The sequence below is a fragment of the Legionella lansingensis genome (assembly GCF_900187355.1).
Taxonomy (GTDB): Bacteria; Pseudomonadota; Gammaproteobacteria; order Legionellales; family Legionellaceae; genus Tatlockia; species Tatlockia lansingensis.
Genome location: NZ_LT906451.1, coordinates 793,046 through 810,419, shown reverse-complemented (window position 1 = coordinate 810,419; position 17,374 = coordinate 793,046). Strand labels below are relative to the sequence as shown.

Below are 17,374 nucleotides of genomic sequence, written 5' to 3'. Positions count from 1 at the left end.
TGAGGTAAGGGCTTCGAGACGGCATAAGTGCCCTCCCCAGCCCGAACGGGTTAGACAATCTCGACCTAATTTTGTCGGAGATGAGGGAACAAGATGACGTCCCGTATTGAAGGAGAATTTGTAAATAGCATTACTAATCTGTCGATGCCTATCCCTTCTCCTGCTGTAGGTGGCATGCCGTATTCCAATGCTTCGATAAAATCATGATCAAAATGCATAGCTTCCAGATCACCGGCGTCTTTCTCCTCCACTTGTTTTTGGAAACGCTCCGCCTGATCTTGTGCATCATTTAATTCTGAAAAGCCATTGGCGATTTCTCGTCCAGCGATAAAAAATTCGAAACGATCAGTTACTTCTGGATTCATATCATTACGTCTTGCCAAAGGCGATACTTCTGTTGGATAAGCGGTGATAAAGGTTGGTTGAATTAATAAATCTTCAACGGTTTCCTCAAAAACAAGCATTTGCAACTTACCTAAACCATCGCTGTGTTTATACTCTATCCTCAGGCGGTCGAGCAACGATCTACAACCCTCACTGGTCTCGATCTCCCCATGAGATAACTCTTTATGGTAATGCAAAATGGCTTCTTTAACTGTCATACGTGCAAAGGGTTTTGCAAAATCAATGATCTGACCTTGGTATTCAACTTGTTGACTGCCTATCACAACGTCACATAAATAACGCAGCAATTTCTCGGTAAAATCCATCAAATCATTATAATCAGCATAAGCTTGATAAAATTCGACCATGGTAAATTCAGGATTGTGACGTGTGGAAATCCCTTCATTGCGGAAATTACGATTGATTTCATAAACCCTTTCGAAACCACCGACCACCAGACGCTTTAAATAAAGCTCAGGCGCAATACGCAAAAACATTTGCATGTCCAACGTGTTATGGTGGGTTACAAAAGGACGGGCTAAAGCACCACCGGGAATAGGATGCATCATTGGCGTTTCTACTTCGAGAAATTGATGACTATCCATGAATTGTCGGAGGGCTGTAATCAATTTTGAACGCAAAAGAAACGTCTCTCGACTTTCTTCATTAGCAATCAAATCAACATAGCGTTTACGATATCGTAATTCTTGATCAGCTAAACCATGAAACTTATCCGGTAATGGACGAAGCGATTTCGTTAGCAATTCAATATGCTGTGCATTGACCGTTAATTCACCCGTATTGGTTATAAATAATTCACCTGAAACGCCGACAATATCACCTAAATCCCAATGCTTAAATTGTTCATAGATTTCTGGCAACTCGTTTTGACGAATGTAGATTTGAATACGACCAGAAACATCCTGGATATGAAAAAAGCTCGCCTTACCCATGATACGGCGCAGAACAATTCGGCCAGCGACAACTGCTTTGACATGTTTTTCGGCTAAACTATCCTTCTCAAGTTGAGCATATTTATTTAATAAATCAGCGGCGAAATCATGGCGGCGAAATTTGTTTGGGAAGTTAAAGCCACTCTTGCGTAAATCAGCCAGTTTTTGTTTACGAATCTGATAAACTTCGCTTTCATCTAAGTGTTCTTCTGTCATGCTTCCCCTACTCCCGCCTTTAAACTGGCTTCAATAAATTGATCTAAATCACCATCTAAAACTGCTTGTGTATTACTTGTCTCAACACCTGTGCGTAAATCTTTAACACGAGATTGATCGAGGACATAAGAGCGAATCTGCGAACCCCATCCAATATCTGATTTACTTGCTTCCAAGGCTTGTTGCGCGGCATTTTTCTTTTGTATTTCCATTTCATATAACTTGGCGCGCAACTGCTTCATCGCCTGATCTTTATTTTTATGCTGACTCCGGTCAGTCTGACACTGAACCACAATACCCGTTGGCATGTGAGTGATCCGAACGGCTGAATCGGTGCGGTTAACGTGTTGTCCACCAGCCCCTGAGGCTCGATACGTATCGATGCGTAAATCAGCCGGATTGATTTCGATATCGATATCATCATCCACTTCAGGTGAAACAAACACAGCTGCGAAAGAGGTGTGACGACGGTTACCTGAATCAAAAGGAGATTTGCGTACCAAACGATGCACACCCGTTTCTGTTCGCAACCAACCGTAAGCATACTCGCCAACAAAATGGATGGTTGCACTTTTGATACCCGCTACTTCTCCTGCGGAACACTCGATTAATTCCGTACTAAAACCATGATGCTCTCCCCAACGCAGATACATACGCAATAACATCTCAGCCCAATCTTGTGCTTCTGTACCACCGGAACCGGCTTGAATATCCAAATAGGCATTAGAACCATCCATCTCACCTGAGAACATGCGACGAAATTCAAGCCCCGCGACTTGTTGTTCGATCGTAGCCATCTCTCTAGCTACTTCGCTAATAATAGCATCATCATCTTCAGTACGAGCAAGCTCAAAAAGCTCGGTTAAATCAGTTGTCGATTGTGTTAATTGTTCCAGCTGATGGACAACAGCCTCAAGTTGAGCACGCTCACGGCCTAGTGCCTGTGCATGTTCCGGTTCGTTCCAAACATTAGACGATTCCAGTTCACGGATAACTTCTTCTAATCGCTCACGTTTTTTGTCAAAGTCAAAGATACCCCCTAAGCGCTGCAATTCGCTTATCCAAATCAGCCAAGGTAAGAGTAATTTGATTGACTTCTAACATGAGTATCCTAGCAAATGTAATAAGGGCATTATTGTACAGCTAAAGCTCATTTCTGACTACAGAATAGCAATTCTCAGTCGTCATCTTAAATATCCCACATGCTTACTTTACTGCCATTAAGTTAATGGCTTTTCCATTCGAATTACCGCGGCTTGACTGCGGTATCTATGTCCAGACTGACAGGATGGACCCCGCGGTCAATGCCGCCGCGGGGATTCGAGAACGCTTAACTTAATGACAGTGAGGAGGAAAAGTGGGGTATTTTCTGCAACACTCCCTTTATGGCATCAAATTGAAATTTAGATCCTATCCAATTGAGCCTTGGTTAATTCAGAAGTTACATCACCAGTATTTAATGTCGTTTTAGGTTCAATTAACATAACCTGAACCTCTTCATTGGCAATGGGCATATGTTCAATTCCCTTGGGGATGATAACAAATTCACCCTCATCAAGATGGATATCTCTATCTCTTAATTTGATGAGCAAATGGCCTTTAATAACGAGAAATAATTCATCCTCTGTGTCATGTTTATGCCAAACAAATTCCCCTTTAAATTTAGCAAGCTTGACATGAGAATCATTCAGATCACCAACAATTTTAGGTGACCAATAATCATTAAAAGCAGCAAATTTATCCTGCAGATTTATTTTTTTCATGCCTGGCCCTCAAAATGAGTAATTAATTTTCTTATTGTACATCTAGAGGATGAATTGTCGAATGTTTTTGCTCTAGTTCTTTTTATCACCGGAACCATAGGGACGAGTAAGCAACTCCAAAAGATGACCATTTGGATCTTCAAAATAGACCCCTCGACCACCATCTCGATGATTAATTTCGCCTACTTTTGTTTGTCCAGGATCAGCCCAATAAATCAGATTTTTTGCTTGGATTCGCTTAAAGATACTATCAAACTCCCTCTCGCTAACTAAGAAGGCATAATGCTGTGGGGATATTTTACCCTCATCTTTTATAAAATCGAGACTCACGCCATTATTTGTTTCTACCATAAAGAAAGGACCGTAAGATGTGGGAACGGGAAGATTTAGAATCTCAGCCAAAAACATGGCTGATGCTTTATGATCCTTAGCTGATATTATCGTGTGATTAAACTCGATGGTCATATTTCAGTTCCTTTACTGTGAGTGAACGACACCTAACTCACTCCGATAATCGCGACTTAATACGCAGCGTTGCCTGACTATGAATTTGAGAAACTCGAGATTCACTTACACCAAGCACTGCACCAATTTCTTTTAGATTTAGATCTTGTTCGTAATATAAAGACAACACTAAACGTTCTTTTTCAGGCAAACTGTCAATAATTTGCGAAAGTTGATTAATCATGTCCTGTTGTTGGATATGAACATGTGGCTCAGTTGATTCGTTGCCGTTATCCATTTTTAGAACATCATCAGTAACCCCGAGATCGTCAAAGCCATAAAGCTGGCTACCAGCAGAATCTTTTAACATCTCATGATATTCATCGAGACTTAGATTAAGTTCGCTAGCAATTTCATGATCCTTCGCATCTCGCCCCAAACGATTTTCAACCTTTTTTACTGCCTCAGAAATCATTCTTGCATTGCGGTACACTGATCTTGGAACCCAATCATTGCGTCGAACTTCATCAAGCATATGACCACGGATACGAATACCTGCATAGGTTTCAAAGGAAGCTCCCTTCGTTGCATCGTAATGCCTAACAGCTTCGAGCAAGCCTAACATTCCTGCCTGGACTAAATCGTCAAGCTGTACAGAATGTGGTAATCTTCCCAATAAATGATGAGCTATTCGTTTCACCATTAAGGCATGGGTTTTTACTAGCATTTCCTGTGTTTGTTGATTCACTTTGCTATACGCAGCCAAAGCATCCACGATTGCTCCTTAGTCTTTTGCCTAACGGTTTAACACCTACTGGTTAAGCCCCATCAAGACAAACTCTAATTCCCTTTGTGTGCTCCAGTAACTAGACGCTTGAGAAAAAAGCTAGTATTCCCTCCTAAAGCATATTTGGTTGGCCAATCATCGACAGTTTCAGCCAGCTGTAAGAGTGCTTTAGCGGCATTAGAATCAGGATAAGCCAGGACGACAGGTTTTTGTTTTTTAATCGCTTGATGCACATGCTCGTCAAAAGGAATGGCCCCAGCATAATCTAAACGCACATTCAAAAACTGTTCTACAACTCGATATAATTTGTTAAACAATTCACGTCCCTCTTTTATGCTACGCACCATATTTGCTAACACATGGAAATGAGTCCACTCATAACGATTGCTCATGACTTTGATAAGTGCATAGGCATCAGTCAATGAGGTAGGCTCATCGCAGACGATGACGATCAATTCTTGGGAAGAACGGACAAAACTTAATACGGTATCAGAGATACCGGCAGCGGTATCAATAATCATATAATCTGCATCGTCTGTCAGCTCATTGAAGGCATCAATAATCCCAGCATGCTCAACTGGACTTAATTGGGTCATGTAATCACTGCCTGAAGAAGCAGGTATTACCCGAACTCCCTCAGGTCCCTGCAACACGATTTCATTAAGATCGCAAAGACCCTGCACCACATGGGAAAGGTTATATTGGGTATGCAACCCCAACATAATATCAATATTTGCTAAACTTAAATCGGCATCCAAAAGAAGAACTTTTTTCTCTTTTTGCGCAAGAGCTATTGCTAAATTCACGGACACATTACTCTTACCCACACCACCTTTACCGGCTGCAACAGCAATGACTTTAACTGGTTTCGGACGAGATCCATTGCGAAATTTTGGTGTTCTTTCAGCTAGATGCTTAGTCTTCGACATGCAGCCCCCATTTAACATGGATAAAACCATTCATTACTTAATAAATACGCACAAAACGTGCCAGCCGGGTGAAGCGCGGGTTTTATTTTCTATTAATGCCTAACATCCCGCGGCTTGACCATGGATCTTCGACCCGGAAAAAACCGTTTTAATCACACCCTATCAGAACAGAAGCTTTTTATTTTAAAGAAAACATGCCACACTTAAATGGATCAGGATTATTATGAAAATGCCGAGCTCGACTAAAAAACTGTCAAACTTCACTAACGCGATACAAACTAGCGCAAGTTGCGTACGCCCTGAAAATGAAGAACAAATTACCACGGTTTTTTTAGATTCTGATGGTTTGTTGGCTCGTGGTAATGGATCCAGTTATGGGGATTGTTGTGTTAATCATGAAGGTATCATTGTTGATACCACACGCTTAAATCATCTATTGTCCTTTGACCCTGAAACAGGTATTTTAATCGCGCAGGGAGGTGTAACCTTCGCTGATCTTTTTGCCGTGGATTCTTCTTACGTTCCTCCTGTTATACCAGGTACTTTACGCGCCACATTGGCAGGTGGCGTAGCCAATGATGTTCACGGCAAAAATAATCATCAAGCCGGCAGTTTTGGTCATCATATCGAATGGATAGATTTACAACTAGAAAATCAGGCATTCCGTTGTAGTGCTAAAGAAAATAAACAACTTTTTTACGCCACCATTGGCGGGCTTGGCTTAACTGGCATTATTAAACGCTTGGCAATTAGGATGCGTAACTCATCACATTTTGTGGTTACAGAAACCGAAAAATACTTTGAATGGCAGTCCTTATTAGAGCGGATGCAATCGCATGGGCCAAATTACGACTATCAAGTTGCCTGGGTGGATTTGCTCAATGATCAATGCCGTGCTTTACTCTCACTCGCCAATCATATAGAAACTGGTCAACCGAAGTCACGTTATCACTTTAGTATTCCCAGATTACCTTGTCGGCTAATATATAACTGGAATATGCGCTGGTTCAATCGCTATTATTTTAGTACTTTCCCTACTCAGAAACGCGTCTTGCCTCTGCCTTATTTTAATAACCCTCTGGATGCCATTCAAAATTGGAATCGTTTATATGGTAGAAAGGGGTTAATCCAGTTTCAAGGTGTTTTTGGAGTTAGCGAGGCGTTGCAAACTATCCACCAATGCCTTGCTATCATTCGTAATGCCAAAGCCACCCCCACATTAGCTGTGCTAAAATATTTTACCCAGCCTGGTAAAGGTCTCTTGTCCTTCCCCCAACCAGGATTTACCTTGGCTGTTGATTTTATTAATAATCCTCAAGCTCATACCGCAATCCGTGCCATCAATGCCTGCATCACGGATGTAGAAGGGAAAAGTTATTTAGCCAAAGATTTGCTGCTTACTCAAGAACAATTTTACCGCCAATACCCAAACCACCAGGCATTCATTAACGTATTATCCCATTATAAAAGCCCTATGTGTTCTGATTTAAGTAGGCGATTGGGGATCACTTCATGACTCAAAAAGAATCTAGGACCTGGGTCATCTTGGGCGCAACATCTATTATTGCAGAGGAGTTCGCTCATCTGGCTGCTCACGCTAAACAAAATCTGCTTCTTGTAGGACGAAACTTGAGGCAACTGGAAATCATCGCAGCGAATATTCGTTTACGATATCAAGTGGATTGTGCTTTGCTATGCACTGATATGGTAGCCGATCTGACACATTTACTTGATCTCTTCCAACAAAAACCTGAAGAGCTGGATCTTTTCTTTGCTTACAGTTCTATGGCGCAAAATTCAGAGCTAGATTCTAAGACCATTACAGAACTTGTTAATACCAATGTTTTAAGTACAATACAATTAATTCATGCCTACCTGCAGCGACCACAAGTAAGTTTTCATCTGGTTTTTTTAAGTTCCGTCGCCGCTTGTCGCGGTAGAGCCAAGAATAGCCTCTATGGTGGCTCTAAAGCTGCCATTGAAATTTATCTCCAGGGTTTACAGCAAACCACTCGCGATAACCTCTTCATCACGATAGCGAAGCTTGGTTTTATTGATACAGTGCAAACTTATGGCGTCTCAGGAATTTTCTATGCCTCCCCTCCAAAGGCCTGTGCCAAAGCCTGTTGGAAGGCAGCGAAATCTGGAAAGCGACTTATCTATCATCCCTTTTTTTGGCGTCCCATTATGGCCATCATAAGGTGTCTACCCTTCTTTGTTTATCGTAGGCTGAAATTTTGAATGTCACTTAAACGCATGACGGTAATTTGTCTAGAACTCGATCTACAAGTTCTTATTTGACTTTTTAGAACATCGAATTACCGTGGCTTGACCACGGTATCCATAGTTTCTTGAGGGTCGCTGGATACCGTGATCAAGTCACGGTAATTCGGGTTTTTTGTTTTTGGCAAACTAAAAAACTTGAGATCGAGTAAACTATTCGCCAAATTTCGTCAATACTTAGCCAAAATGACCAGTAAAACGAAGTATACCACTTGTTCCTTGGGGACGATTTCTGGCATCCTGTTCTATGTATAAGTTACAAAACAGAAAAAGATTTTTCGAGATATTATATAATGCTCCTGGGCCAATGGCCCAAACTTTTTCCCGCCTGCCAGGTACATTTATATCGTTAACCCGTGTATCCGTAAATTGATCGAAGAAATAACCATTGATACCTACATTAAATTTTTCTGTTATCGCATAATTTGTTGCAAAATTGCCAAAAACAGCCTGCCCGGCTTGAGTTGTTCGAGCTGTTGGACCAAATGCGATATTGGGATCATGATTTTTTGCATTCCATAAATAATGCAGGCGAGTAGAGCTTGACCATTTGGGCGTAATCCAAATGGTTGCTGCCCAATACGGGTTAATTGCCCAAAAGTTCCCTCCTGGATTAATAGCAATAAAATTGTCATATTCTCCCATTGGAGCAATGATATCGAGTGCGAAACGGTGTACAAACAATGGACCTTTCCCATCTTTTCGCATAATTGGATCATATTGCAAGGCAGGACCAATAAAGAGATCACTTGGACCATCCTGTATCTTTAAAACCGCGTTGTTTAATCCATCATCTACATTAGCATTTATAACCCATGGCAAAAGAGCTGAAACTCCTAGGTTAGCTCCAACTATTTTTTTAGTGGATAAATAAATCAATTGCGTCGTATTGACAGCAACATCCACGTCATTGCGAGGAAAAGGTAATCGCTTCCCTTTATTGTCATTTAAGCGATTGGTTGTATAGTATTGAAAATAGTCTTGAAAATAAAATCCTGGGCCGGCAGGAGGACCTCCATCAAAGAAGCTGGTATAACCCAAATTAACAGCAGGTTCATCATAAGCAAGTGCTGTTGAAATCTGCACAATACAACACACAATACCAAAAAACCACTTACACCATTTCATAAAGTTCATCCCTTCAATTACTTTAGTAATGGAGAGCGTTTACCAAACTGTGTCATTCCTTTGTAGCAGGAATAACACCATTTCTAAACAGTCTCAATAAATGAGCAACGTGCTTGTTAGCTAGCTTTCCAATTCTATTTAAGAGATATTGTGCTTCTGGACCTGTAATTGTCAAGAGATCATGACTTGACTACGGCATCCATCATTTTTCGTTAGATGCTGTGGTCAGTCATGGTTAATTCGAGATTTTGACTTGAAAGACCAAGTCAATTTAGGGTTTCCTAGCGAAATAACCTAAGTGGCGGCAACACAGTATGAATGATGCCAAAGAACTGCAGTACGTAAATGATCAAAATAATTAAAACGACTACATTGAGTAGCGTCTTGATTGCATAAGGCATGGGGATAAAAACATTTATCAGCCACATGGCTACCCCAAAAATGATAATAATTGCTAGTAGATTCAATAAGTCGGCCATGGATATTCCCTATCAGTAGCTTCCTTATTAGTGTAGTACAAAATTAGTCCCATTCCATGTAATTTTCTATGTTGGGCTCAGGTCGAGTGAAACGAGGACGCTCTGCAAGTTTCATCTTTGGTTTTACTTTATGTTTCTTAGCCAGTGCTTTAGGAGGATCATCAGCGGTGGTCTTTAATGCCTCCTCCAAACGAACAAAAGTATAGCCATTTTGTTTATAAAGACTGATGATATCAGGCAGAACATAAGCATTAAGAAGGTTCGCATGGATTAATAAAATTTGAGCCTGCTCGGGTTTATGAGCTAAGCGACTATGTTCTTCGGCTTTCAACGTCTGCTGCCAAATAAAATTAATATAACACGCCCGCAGCACACTGAGAAACCCACGCCTTTCTTTTTCGGGCACTGCATACAAAATTTGATTGAATAGGAAATCCTTACTATCTATGGTAATTGGTGCGATTTGGTAGTTTTTTGACTCAAGAAAGTGCAGAACCTTATCTTTCTTGTCTCCTTGACTCATAGCCAAATAAGGATAACGAAAATATTTTGGTTCAGTGAGAATTGGCAATAATACTTTATCTGCAGCATCTATCTCCTGGATATAAGCGTCAGTGTTTACTCGATTTAAATTTACATGGGAGTAAGTATGATTACCTAAACCCAAACCGGCATCATGAAACTTAAGTAGCATTTGCCAGTTTTCAGGAGTAACCTCGCCAGCTATCACAAACCCTGTTGCTGGGACTTCATTTGTTTTTAGCGTATCGATGATCATATTTAAGTGAAAATTTTTGCTTTCACCAACAAAAGGCAAGTCATCAATAGTAATAGCAATTTCTTTTTTTTGCGCGAAACTTGTTGTGGCTAAGGCGAATAAGAAAAATAATACAAATAAAAATTGCTTTTTAATCAATGGAACTCTCATTAGAAATCTATGTTAATACTTAGGGACGTTTCCTACTTTATTTTTTAAATTACAGTTTGCCAAATGATACTTTTAGTCAGCAGGGGGCTAAAGCTTGCGTAAATAATACCATATTAATCAATAATTGCCCAATATGGGTTTTGGCGTGCTCTATTTACTCTTATTTTTATCCATAACCCCCGCACGCAACAAATCTCTAATTTCCGTTAGCAATGCCTCTTCTCTGGTAACCCTTTCCGCTTCTTTTTCCCGCTTAATTTGTAATACATTAATGAATTTAATCGCGACAAAAATGGCAAAGGCGATGATAGTAAAGTCGATGATCGTTTGCAGAAAAGCGCCCCATTTTATGACTGCTTCACCAATTTTAAGTGACTTATCGCTAATATCAATCCCTCCTAACAATAAACCCATTAGGGGCATGATGATGCCATCAACAAGCGAAGAAACAATTTTGCCAAAAGCAGCACCAATCACCACTGCCACAGCAAGATCCATCACATTGCCACGCGTTGCAAATTGCTTAAACTCACGCAAAAATTTCATTTATCCGCTCGTTAGGTATTCAAATTTCCTAATGCAGCAAACGTACCTGGCTCGTTTCCTAGTGACCTACGGGACTCGTCACGACCATCACCCTCTAGCCGAAAAACGCTATGGAGCGCACGAACCCCTTCATCCAACAATATCGTGTCGATTAATACCGAAATTTTGATTTCTGAAGTAGCAATAAGTTGGATATTAATTCCCTTTGTCGCCAAAGTCTTAAACATGATGGTTGCGACTTCAGGATGACTTTTGAGTCCTGCACCAACCAAGGATAGCTTTGCAAGGCCAGTCACTCCTTTCACTTCCTCCGCTTTTAAATGTTTTGCAATCTTCCGTAACTGTTTGAGTGTTGCCTGATATTCATCACAATGAACAGTAAAGGTAAAGTCAGTTTTCCCAGGTGCAGACAAATGTTGTACTATCATATCAACATTAACACCAATATCACTGATTTCAGCTAAAATACCTGAAGCAATCCCAGGAGAATCAGGTACCCCCGACAAAGTGACCTTCGCTTCTTTACGGCTAAAAGCAATTCCTGTTACAGAGAGAGCCTCCATACTGTTTTTTTGATAAGTGATTAAGGTACCCGGACCTTCTTGTGATGAAGACAAAACCCGTAGTGGAATATTGTATTTTCCGGCAAATTCAACTGCACGGATCTGTAAAACCTTTGCTCCTAAACTAGACAATTCGAGCATTTCTTCAAAAGTGATCTGCTCTAGGCGTTTGGCGTCAGGGACAATTCTGGGATCTGTGGTATAAACACCATCCACATCAGTATAAATTTGACACTCATCGGCATTAAGCGCTGCGGCAATTGCTACTGCAGTAGTGTCCGACCCCCCTCGTCCTAAGGTCGTGATATTTCCATCCTTATCTACACCCTGAAAACCAGCAATGACAACAACAGTGCCTTCTTCAATATCCTTAAGTATGGGCTGGGTATCAATCGCTTGGATACGCGCTTTTTTAAACTGACTACACGTCTGAATTCTTGCCTGTGCCCCAGTATAAGAACGCGCCTTTACTCCTCGGTTAATTAAAGCCATCGCCATCAAGGCCATGGATACTTGTTCCCCAGTAGACACAAGGGCAGCGTATTCTCGTTCATCAGGGTATTCACAAAGATCATTGGCAAAACCTATAAGCTTGTCTGTTTCACCACTCATAGCAGATACAATAACGACTACACTATGCCCCGCTTGCTTCGCCTTTGCTACAACATCAGCTGCGTGATGAATATGTGCTAGCGTAGCTAGCGATGTCCCACCAAATTTTTGCACCAGTAATGCCATGTCAGCACCCCGTCTTTTTCTTGTTAAACCGCGTGCTCAACGATCATTGTTTTAATCTGCGAAATCTTTTCCTTGAGATCCTCTGGAACACGTCCTCCACCTTGAGCCATATCCTCTCTCCCACCACCTTTGCCACATAAATGCTTTACTAATACCGCGGCAGTTGGTACTCGACCTAAAAGATTTTTGCTCACTCCAGCAACAACATTCATCTTGTCCTCATCAATAGCAAACAACACAATAACTGCGTTATCCAAGCTAGATTTCAGCTGATCCAACGTTGTTCTCAATGCGTGACTGTCCCTATTATCTAATTGCTTCACCAGCAAGTTAACATCATCAACCACCTGCACCTCAGAGAGTAAATCCGCACTTGATTTCGCCGTTAACTTCGCTTGTAAACGCGTTAATTCTTTTTCTTGTTGCTTTGCATCATGCAAAAATTGTGACAATTTCTCTGGTACATTTGCGATAGACGTTTTAAGTTTCAAAGCCAAGAGATCCAAATTGTCCAATTGTTGATTCACCCAATTTAGAGCGTAGGATCCTGTGACAAGTTCTATTCGCCTTATACCGCTCGCTATACCATACTCAGCGACAATTTTAAAAAGACCAATATCTCCTGTTCGTGAAGCATGCGTGCCCCCACATAATTCCTTAGAGAAATCTCCCATAGATAAGACCCGAACAGAATCGCTGTATTTTTCTCCAAATAAAGCCACAGCGCCGCTTTTTTTTGCGGCCTCGATGTCCATCAGCTCCGTTACTACTTTATCGTTTGCACGAATCCTCTCATTCACCAGCGCTTCCAACTCATGCAGTTGTGTCGGGGTAAGCGCTTCAAAATGGGAAAAATCAAAACGCGCCCTTTCTGCATCAACCAAAGATCCTTTTTGCTGCACATGCGGACCAACAATGACTTTTAGTGCTGCGTGCAATAAATGCGTTGCCGTATGATTTAAGCGAATAGCTTGCCGTCTTTCACCATCGACTTCGGCATTTACGTGTTCTCCCACAGCCAATTCTCCGCTTAATAATTCACCATAATGGACAATTGCCCTACCAATGCGCTGGGTGTCTTGGACTTGAAACACCGCTTTACCACTACTAATCAACTGACCACGATCGCCAACCTGCCCCCCACTCTCTGCATAAAAAGGTGTGTGATCAAGAATGACTGCGCCTTTATCCCCTGCGGATAATTTTTCTATTTTTTTACCATTATCGAGAATGGCAGCAATATTTGCAGGTAAACTAATCTTCTCATAGCCATGAAACATGGAAGACTCGGCAAGCTGGGTTGTGCTTGAATAATCTGTCGTAAACTGGCTTGCTGCCTGTGACAATTCTCGTTGTTGCTGCATGCATTGATTGAAGCCATCCATATCAATGGACAAGCCTTGTTCACGTGCAATATCGGCAGTTAAATCCACAGGAAATCCATAAGTATCATATAGCTTAAACGCTACATCACCTGGGATTTCTTTGGTATCGAGAAGTTGAATTTGCTCCTGCAATAAGCGCAAACCTTGTTCAAGCGTGCGAGCAAACTGATTTTCTTCTTGAGTCAAAACTCGCTCAAGTTGGGCATGGCTGCTAATTAATTCAGGATAAGCATCACCCATGACTTCGATGAGAGGTTTTACCAGTTTACAAAAGAAAGGGGTTGGCAAACCCAATTTACTGCCGTGACGTACGGCTCTGCGAATAATACGACGTAAAACGTAACCTCTTCCCTCATTACTGGGCATCACCCCATCAGCAATTAAAAATGAACAAGCACGAATATGATCTGCAATGACTTTTGAGGAAGCATGGTGGGGGTCAATCCCTGATTTTAATGAGCATATAGCACGGATTAAATGCTGGAAACTATCAATATGGTAATTGTTATGAACACCTTGAACCACCGCTGTAACCCGTTCAAGCCCCATTCCAGTATCTACTGATGGCTTAGGTAAGGGATGTAGATTGCCGTCTTTATCACGGTTATATTGCATGAATACCAGGTTCCAGATTTCAATGTATCGGTCCCCATCTTCATCTGGACTACCCGGAGGACCACCAGCAATTTCAGGTCCATGATCATAAAAAATTTCTGTACATGGTCCACAAGGTCCTGTGTCCCCCATAGACCAAAAATTATGCTTTTCTCCACAACGTGAAAAGCGCGCAGATGAAACGCCTATTTCTTTCAACCAGATATCAGCAGCTTCATCATCATCTTCAAAAACAGTTATCCACAGACGCTCAGGAGGTAATTTCAATACAGTAGTTAAAAACTCCCAAGCATAGTGAATTGCTTCACGCTTGAAGTAATCACCAAAACTAAAATTACCAAGCATTTCAAAAAAAGTATGATGCCTTGCTGTGTAACCAACATTTTCTAAATCGTTATGCTTTCCCCCTGCACGAACACATCGTTGAGAACTAACTGCTCGTTTATAAGAACGGGTTTCTAAGCCAAGAAAGATGTCTTTAAATTGGACCATGCCCGCATTGGTGAATAGCAAGGTTGGATCATTCCCTGGTATAAGAGAGCTTGATTCCACAACCTGATGGCCTCTTTCAGCAAAATAATCAATAAATGCTTTTCTAATTTCTGAACTTTTCATGCTTTTATAATTCATAATCTATTATTATAGCCTTGAGCCCAAATGGCTTGATTTTCGATTTACCCCTCACGCGCTATGCGCGTCGACCTCTTCCACAAGGGGAGAGGTATTTATATTCCCTCTCCCCTTGTGAGAGAGGGAAAGGGAGCAAATATCTAACTTTCCTTCACTAACTTTGCGATAATCTCAGCTGGGAAGCCACGATAGGACAAAAAACGCTGGCCTTTCTGTAACTCAGAATAAGACAACACTTCCTGGCTCTTAAATTTTTTTTCCCAAACTGCTTGAGCAAGCTTAAGCCAATTATCACGTTCTTGTTCGAGAACTTCATCAATCAATTCACGAGCAATCTGCTTTGCCTGCAATTCTTGAATAATCTTCAAAGGACCACAACCTTGACGAATACGTATGGAACATACAGATTCAACAAAACGTACATCACTTTGCAAACCTAGACTCTGGCATCTCACAATCGCCTCATCAATTTCCGCTTTACTATAACCTTTTTGTGCTAATTTATCCGCTAACTCTTTGGCACCATGCTCGCGCCTGGCAAGCAGACGCAATGCACAGTCCATTGCTTTACTCATCGATGCTCTCTAATACTTCTTCTTCCACATTACCGCTTGTTGGCAATTTTTTCACTAACAATTCAGCCCTGATTTGCTGTTCTAATGTCTGAGCTATTTGAGGATTATCTTTCAAATATTGACGAACATTGTCTTTACCTTGGCCAATCTTTTCTTGATTATAACTATACCAGGCACCTGATTTCTCAATAAGACCTAGTTGTGCACCCAAGTTGATAATTTCGCTTTCTCGGGAAATCCCTTCATTATAAAGAATATCGAAATCCGTAGTTTTAAAGGGCGGAGCAACTTTATTTTTAACGACTTTCACCCGTGTTTCGCTACCTAAAATCTCATCACCCTTTTTGATTGAACCGACACGTCGTATATCCAAACGCACAGAAGCGTAAAATTTGAGCGCATTACCGCCAGTTGTCGTCTCAGGATTACCAAACATAACCCCAATTTTCATACGAATCTGGTTAATAAAAATGACAAGTGTGTTAGAACGCTTAATGTTGGCTGTCAATTTACGTAAAGCTTGCGACATTAATCGTGCTTGAAGACCCACATGTGCATCTCCCATCTCGCCTTCAATCTCAGCCTTAGGTGTTAATGCGGCAACGGAATCGACAATAATAACGTCCACGGCAGCAGAACGAACCAGCATATCGGTAATTTCCAATGCTTGTTCACCTGTATCAGGCTGAGAAACCAATAATTCATCTACGTTCACACCGAGTTTGGCAGCATAGCTGGGATCAAGCGCGTGTTCTGCATCCACAAATGCCGCTGTGCCACCTTTTTTCTGACATTCAGCAATGACTTGTAGCGTGAGTGTTGTTTTTCCTGACGATTCAGGGCCATAAATTTCAACAACTCGTCCTCGGGGCAAGCCACCTATGCCCAAAGCAATATCAAGACCTAATGAACCGGTAGAAATGGCTTCAATATCGCGCACTGCCTGATTATCACCCATGCGCATTACAGAGCCTTTACCAAATTGACGTTCAATTTGGGCGAGAGCCGCACTTAAAGCTTTTTGTTTATTATCTTCCATATTTCGCTCACTTTTGTGCAAAGGGCAAATTATCACACAGATGTGGGTCTGCGTAAACTTAACCTTCCTTTGGAGTGTGATTAAAACTGCGCTTTATCACCTAGGTAGGAAATCATACCTTCCAAAGCACGACTGCAAGCCAATTGCCGAACTTTTTTGCGAGAAAGCTCAGGGAAGTGACAGCGGATACTTGTTGCTGCTTGCTCACGCATAGCCCACGCAAAACAAACCGTCCCAACAGGCTTGTGGGCACTACCGCCCTCTGGACCAGCAATTCCTGTTACTGCCAAAGAAATATCAGCAGCACTGTAGCGTAATGCACCCAGTGCCATTGCTTCGGCAATCTGCTCGCTTACCGCCCCATGTAGCTGAATGAGATCTGGAGTTATCCCTAACATCTCTTCTTTTGCTAAGTTACTGTAAGTGACAAAACCTCTTTCAAACCAATGAGAACTTCCAGGCAAGTCAGTTAATAGACCCGCAATCAAACCTCCAGTACATGATTCAGCGGTGGCAATCTGCAAATGCATTGTATGAAGCCTGTTTGTCAGCTTGCGTACCAATCTAGCCAAGTCGTTCATTTTGTTGCCCCGATTAAAAAAAACCCCGCGGGTTAGCGGGGTTTAAAACCGTAGTCGTGAATTACTGAGTAGGTTGACTTGGTTGTCCGGTGCTAGTATCAGAAGGCTGACCTTGCTGCTGTTGTTGCTCTACAGTAGTTGCAGCGCCATCCTCAGCTTTTTTCTCGGCGCTTTCACCACAAGCAGAGAGTAATACCGCTAGAAATGCGGTTACAGCTAGAAAAGCTAAACGTTTCATAATTCATTCTCCGTAGTTGATCATAGGTTTTAAAATCCCTTCAATAGTCTAACAAAAATTTGCCTTAAGTGAAGGACTTACAACTCTCAAAAGTAAATAAACTTTGCATTCGGACAAATTAAAAACTCTTGAGGTATTTTTTTGCCAAACGGGTAGATTCATTCTCATTA

The 17,374-nt window shown here is 41.5% G+C and carries 18 protein-coding genes; 2 read left to right on the top strand and 16 right to left on the bottom strand.

The window, feature by feature from the left end:
* Positions 1–65: 65 nt before the first annotated feature.
* The 6 genes from lysS to CKV79_RS03785 form a co-directional block, all read right to left on the bottom strand.
* The gene (gene lysS / locus CKV79_RS03810; RefSeq protein WP_028373958.1) at positions 66–1,553 is read right to left on the bottom strand and encodes a lysine--tRNA ligase; all 1,488 of its coding nucleotides are present in this window, start codon (positions 1,551–1,553) and stop codon (positions 66–68) included.
* Positions 1,550–2,657, bottom strand: a protein-coding gene (prfB, locus tag CKV79_RS03805; protein WP_131796109.1) for a peptide chain release factor 2 whose coding sequence is annotated in 2 segments (ribosomal slippage) — positions 1,550–2,581 and positions 2,583–2,657 — 1,107 coding nt in all. Because the reading frame shifts where the segments join, the coding sequence is not laid out codon by codon here. The genes lysS and prfB overlap by 4 nt, the downstream gene beginning before the upstream one ends.
* A gap of 299 nt (positions 2,658–2,956) precedes the next feature.
* On the bottom strand, positions 2,957–3,316 hold the full coding sequence (locus CKV79_RS03800) for a cupin domain-containing protein (protein WP_028373957.1): 360 nt from the start codon (positions 3,314–3,316) through the stop codon (positions 2,957–2,959).
* 72 nt (positions 3,317–3,388) lie between these two features.
* The gene (locus CKV79_RS03795; protein WP_028373956.1) at positions 3,389–3,781 is read right to left on the bottom strand and encodes a VOC family protein; all 393 of its coding nucleotides are present in this window, start codon (positions 3,779–3,781) and stop codon (positions 3,389–3,391) included.
* Between the two features lie 37 nt (positions 3,782–3,818).
* A complete protein-coding gene (locus tag CKV79_RS03790; RefSeq protein WP_028373955.1) occupies positions 3,819–4,535 on the bottom strand; it encodes an RNA polymerase sigma factor FliA in 717 nt (238 codons plus the stop codon).
* A gap of 65 nt (positions 4,536–4,600) precedes the next feature.
* Complete coding sequence (locus CKV79_RS03785; RefSeq protein ID WP_028373954.1) at positions 4,601–5,476, bottom strand: MinD/ParA family protein; 876 nt, start codon at positions 5,474–5,476, stop codon at positions 4,601–4,603.
* A gap of 223 nt (positions 5,477–5,699) precedes the next feature.
* Between CKV79_RS03785 and CKV79_RS03780 the strand changes: the two genes are divergently transcribed.
* Together CKV79_RS03780 and CKV79_RS03775 are read left to right on the top strand one after the other, a co-directional pair.
* On the top strand, positions 5,700–6,992 hold the full coding sequence (locus tag CKV79_RS03780) for an FAD-binding oxidoreductase (RefSeq protein WP_231950207.1): 1,293 nt from the start codon (positions 5,700–5,702) through the stop codon (positions 6,990–6,992).
* Entirely contained in the window at positions 6,989–7,717 is a 729-nt protein-coding gene (locus CKV79_RS03775; protein ID WP_035915951.1) for an SDR family NAD(P)-dependent oxidoreductase, read from the top strand. The genes CKV79_RS03780 and CKV79_RS03775 overlap by 4 nt, the downstream gene beginning before the upstream one ends.
* 219 nt (positions 7,718–7,936) lie before the next feature.
* On the opposite strand, the gene CKV79_RS03770 is transcribed toward CKV79_RS03775, so the two are convergent.
* The 10 genes from CKV79_RS03770 to CKV79_RS13745 form a co-directional block, all read right to left on the bottom strand.
* Positions 7,937–8,887, bottom strand: coding sequence for a SphA family protein (locus CKV79_RS03770; RefSeq protein ID WP_051546233.1), 951 nt, complete (start codon positions 8,885–8,887; stop codon positions 7,937–7,939).
* A 281-nt stretch (positions 8,888–9,168) separates the two neighbouring features.
* The gene (locus CKV79_RS03765) at positions 9,169–9,366 is read right to left on the bottom strand and encodes a Thivi_2564 family membrane protein (protein WP_028373950.1); all 198 of its coding nucleotides are present in this window, start codon (positions 9,364–9,366) and stop codon (positions 9,169–9,171) included.
* A gap of 43 nt (positions 9,367–9,409) precedes the next feature.
* Positions 9,410–10,294: a polysaccharide deacetylase family protein gene (locus CKV79_RS03760; protein WP_028373949.1), complete on the bottom strand. Its 885-nt coding sequence runs from the start codon at positions 10,292–10,294 to the stop codon at positions 9,410–9,412.
* A 150-nt stretch (positions 10,295–10,444) separates the two neighbouring features.
* Positions 10,445–10,840, bottom strand: a complete 396-nt coding sequence (mscL, locus tag CKV79_RS03755) for a large-conductance mechanosensitive channel protein MscL (protein ID WP_028373948.1) — start codon at positions 10,838–10,840, stop codon at positions 10,445–10,447.
* Positions 10,841–10,851: 11 nt separating this feature from the next.
* Positions 10,852–12,141 (bottom strand): aspartate kinase, encoded by a 1,290-nt coding sequence (locus CKV79_RS03750; RefSeq protein WP_051546231.1) that lies wholly within the window; start codon positions 12,139–12,141, stop codon positions 10,852–10,854.
* Positions 12,142–12,164: 23 nt separating this feature from the next.
* Positions 12,165–14,756 (bottom strand): alanine--tRNA ligase, encoded by a 2,592-nt coding sequence (gene alaS, locus CKV79_RS03745; RefSeq protein ID WP_028373947.1) that lies wholly within the window; start codon positions 14,754–14,756, stop codon positions 12,165–12,167.
* A 155-nt stretch (positions 14,757–14,911) separates the two neighbouring features.
* Positions 14,912–15,346 (bottom strand): recombination regulator RecX, encoded by a 435-nt coding sequence (gene recX / locus CKV79_RS03740; protein WP_028373946.1) that lies wholly within the window; start codon positions 15,344–15,346, stop codon positions 14,912–14,914.
* Positions 15,339–16,385 carry a recombinase RecA gene (gene recA / locus CKV79_RS03735; protein WP_028373945.1) on the bottom strand — a complete coding sequence of 349 codons (1,047 nt, stop codon included), beginning with the start codon at positions 16,383–16,385 and terminating at the stop codon, positions 15,339–15,341. The genes recX and recA overlap by 8 nt, the downstream gene beginning before the upstream one ends.
* A gap of 80 nt (positions 16,386–16,465) precedes the next feature.
* Positions 16,466–16,966 carry a CinA family protein gene (locus tag CKV79_RS03730; RefSeq protein WP_028373944.1) on the bottom strand — a complete coding sequence of 167 codons (501 nt, stop codon included), beginning with the start codon at positions 16,964–16,966 and terminating at the stop codon, positions 16,466–16,468.
* A gap of 61 nt (positions 16,967–17,027) precedes the next feature.
* Complete coding sequence (locus CKV79_RS13745; protein WP_154660320.1) at positions 17,028–17,204, bottom strand: hypothetical protein; 177 nt, start codon at positions 17,202–17,204, stop codon at positions 17,028–17,030.
* Positions 17,205–17,374: the final 170 nt, after the last annotated feature.

What these genes read in the sequence shown, in the direction of transcription:
- lysS (WP_028373958.1), bottom strand. Translation starts at nt 1,553, where the DNA reads ATGACAGAAGAACACTTAGATGAAAGCGAAGTTTATCAGATTCGTAAA.
- CKV79_RS03800 (WP_028373957.1), bottom strand. Translation starts at nt 3,316, where the DNA reads ATGAAAAAAATAAATCTGCAGGATAAATTTGCTGCTTTTAATGATTAT.
- CKV79_RS03795 (WP_028373956.1), bottom strand. Translation starts at nt 3,781, where the DNA reads ATGACCATCGAGTTTAATCACACGATAATATCAGCTAAGGATCATAAA.
- CKV79_RS03785 (WP_028373954.1), bottom strand. Translation starts at nt 5,476, where the DNA reads ATGTCGAAGACTAAGCATCTAGCTGAAAGAACACCAAAATTTCGCAAT.
- CKV79_RS03780 (WP_231950207.1), top strand. Translation starts at nt 5,700, where the DNA reads ATGAAAATGCCGAGCTCGACTAAAAAACTGTCAAACTTCACTAACGCG.
- CKV79_RS03775 (WP_035915951.1), top strand. Translation starts at nt 6,989, where the DNA reads ATGACTCAAAAAGAATCTAGGACCTGGGTCATCTTGGGCGCAACATCT.
- CKV79_RS03770 (WP_051546233.1), bottom strand. Translation starts at nt 8,887, where the DNA reads ATGAAATGGTGTAAGTGGTTTTTTGGTATTGTGTGTTGTATTGTGCAG.
- CKV79_RS03765 (WP_028373950.1), bottom strand. Translation starts at nt 9,366, where the DNA reads ATGGCCGACTTATTGAATCTACTAGCAATTATTATCATTTTTGGGGTA.
- CKV79_RS03760 (WP_028373949.1), bottom strand. Translation starts at nt 10,294, where the DNA reads ATGAGAGTTCCATTGATTAAAAAGCAATTTTTATTTGTATTATTTTTC.
- mscL (WP_028373948.1), bottom strand. Translation starts at nt 10,840, where the DNA reads ATGAAATTTTTGCGTGAGTTTAAGCAATTTGCAACGCGTGGCAATGTG.
- CKV79_RS03750 (WP_051546231.1), bottom strand. Translation starts at nt 12,141, where the DNA reads ATGGCATTACTGGTGCAAAAATTTGGTGGGACATCGCTAGCTACGCTA.
- alaS (WP_028373947.1), bottom strand. Translation starts at nt 14,756, where the DNA reads ATGAAAAGTTCAGAAATTAGAAAAGCATTTATTGATTATTTTGCTGAA.
- recX (WP_028373946.1), bottom strand. Translation starts at nt 15,346, where the DNA reads ATGAGTAAAGCAATGGACTGTGCATTGCGTCTGCTTGCCAGGCGCGAG.
- recA (WP_028373945.1), bottom strand. Translation starts at nt 16,385, where the DNA reads ATGGAAGATAATAAACAAAAAGCTTTAAGTGCGGCTCTCGCCCAAATT.
- CKV79_RS03730 (WP_028373944.1), bottom strand. Translation starts at nt 16,966, where the DNA reads ATGAACGACTTGGCTAGATTGGTACGCAAGCTGACAAACAGGCTTCAT.
- CKV79_RS13745 (WP_154660320.1), bottom strand. Translation starts at nt 17,204, where the DNA reads ATGAAACGTTTAGCTTTTCTAGCTGTAACCGCATTTCTAGCGGTATTA.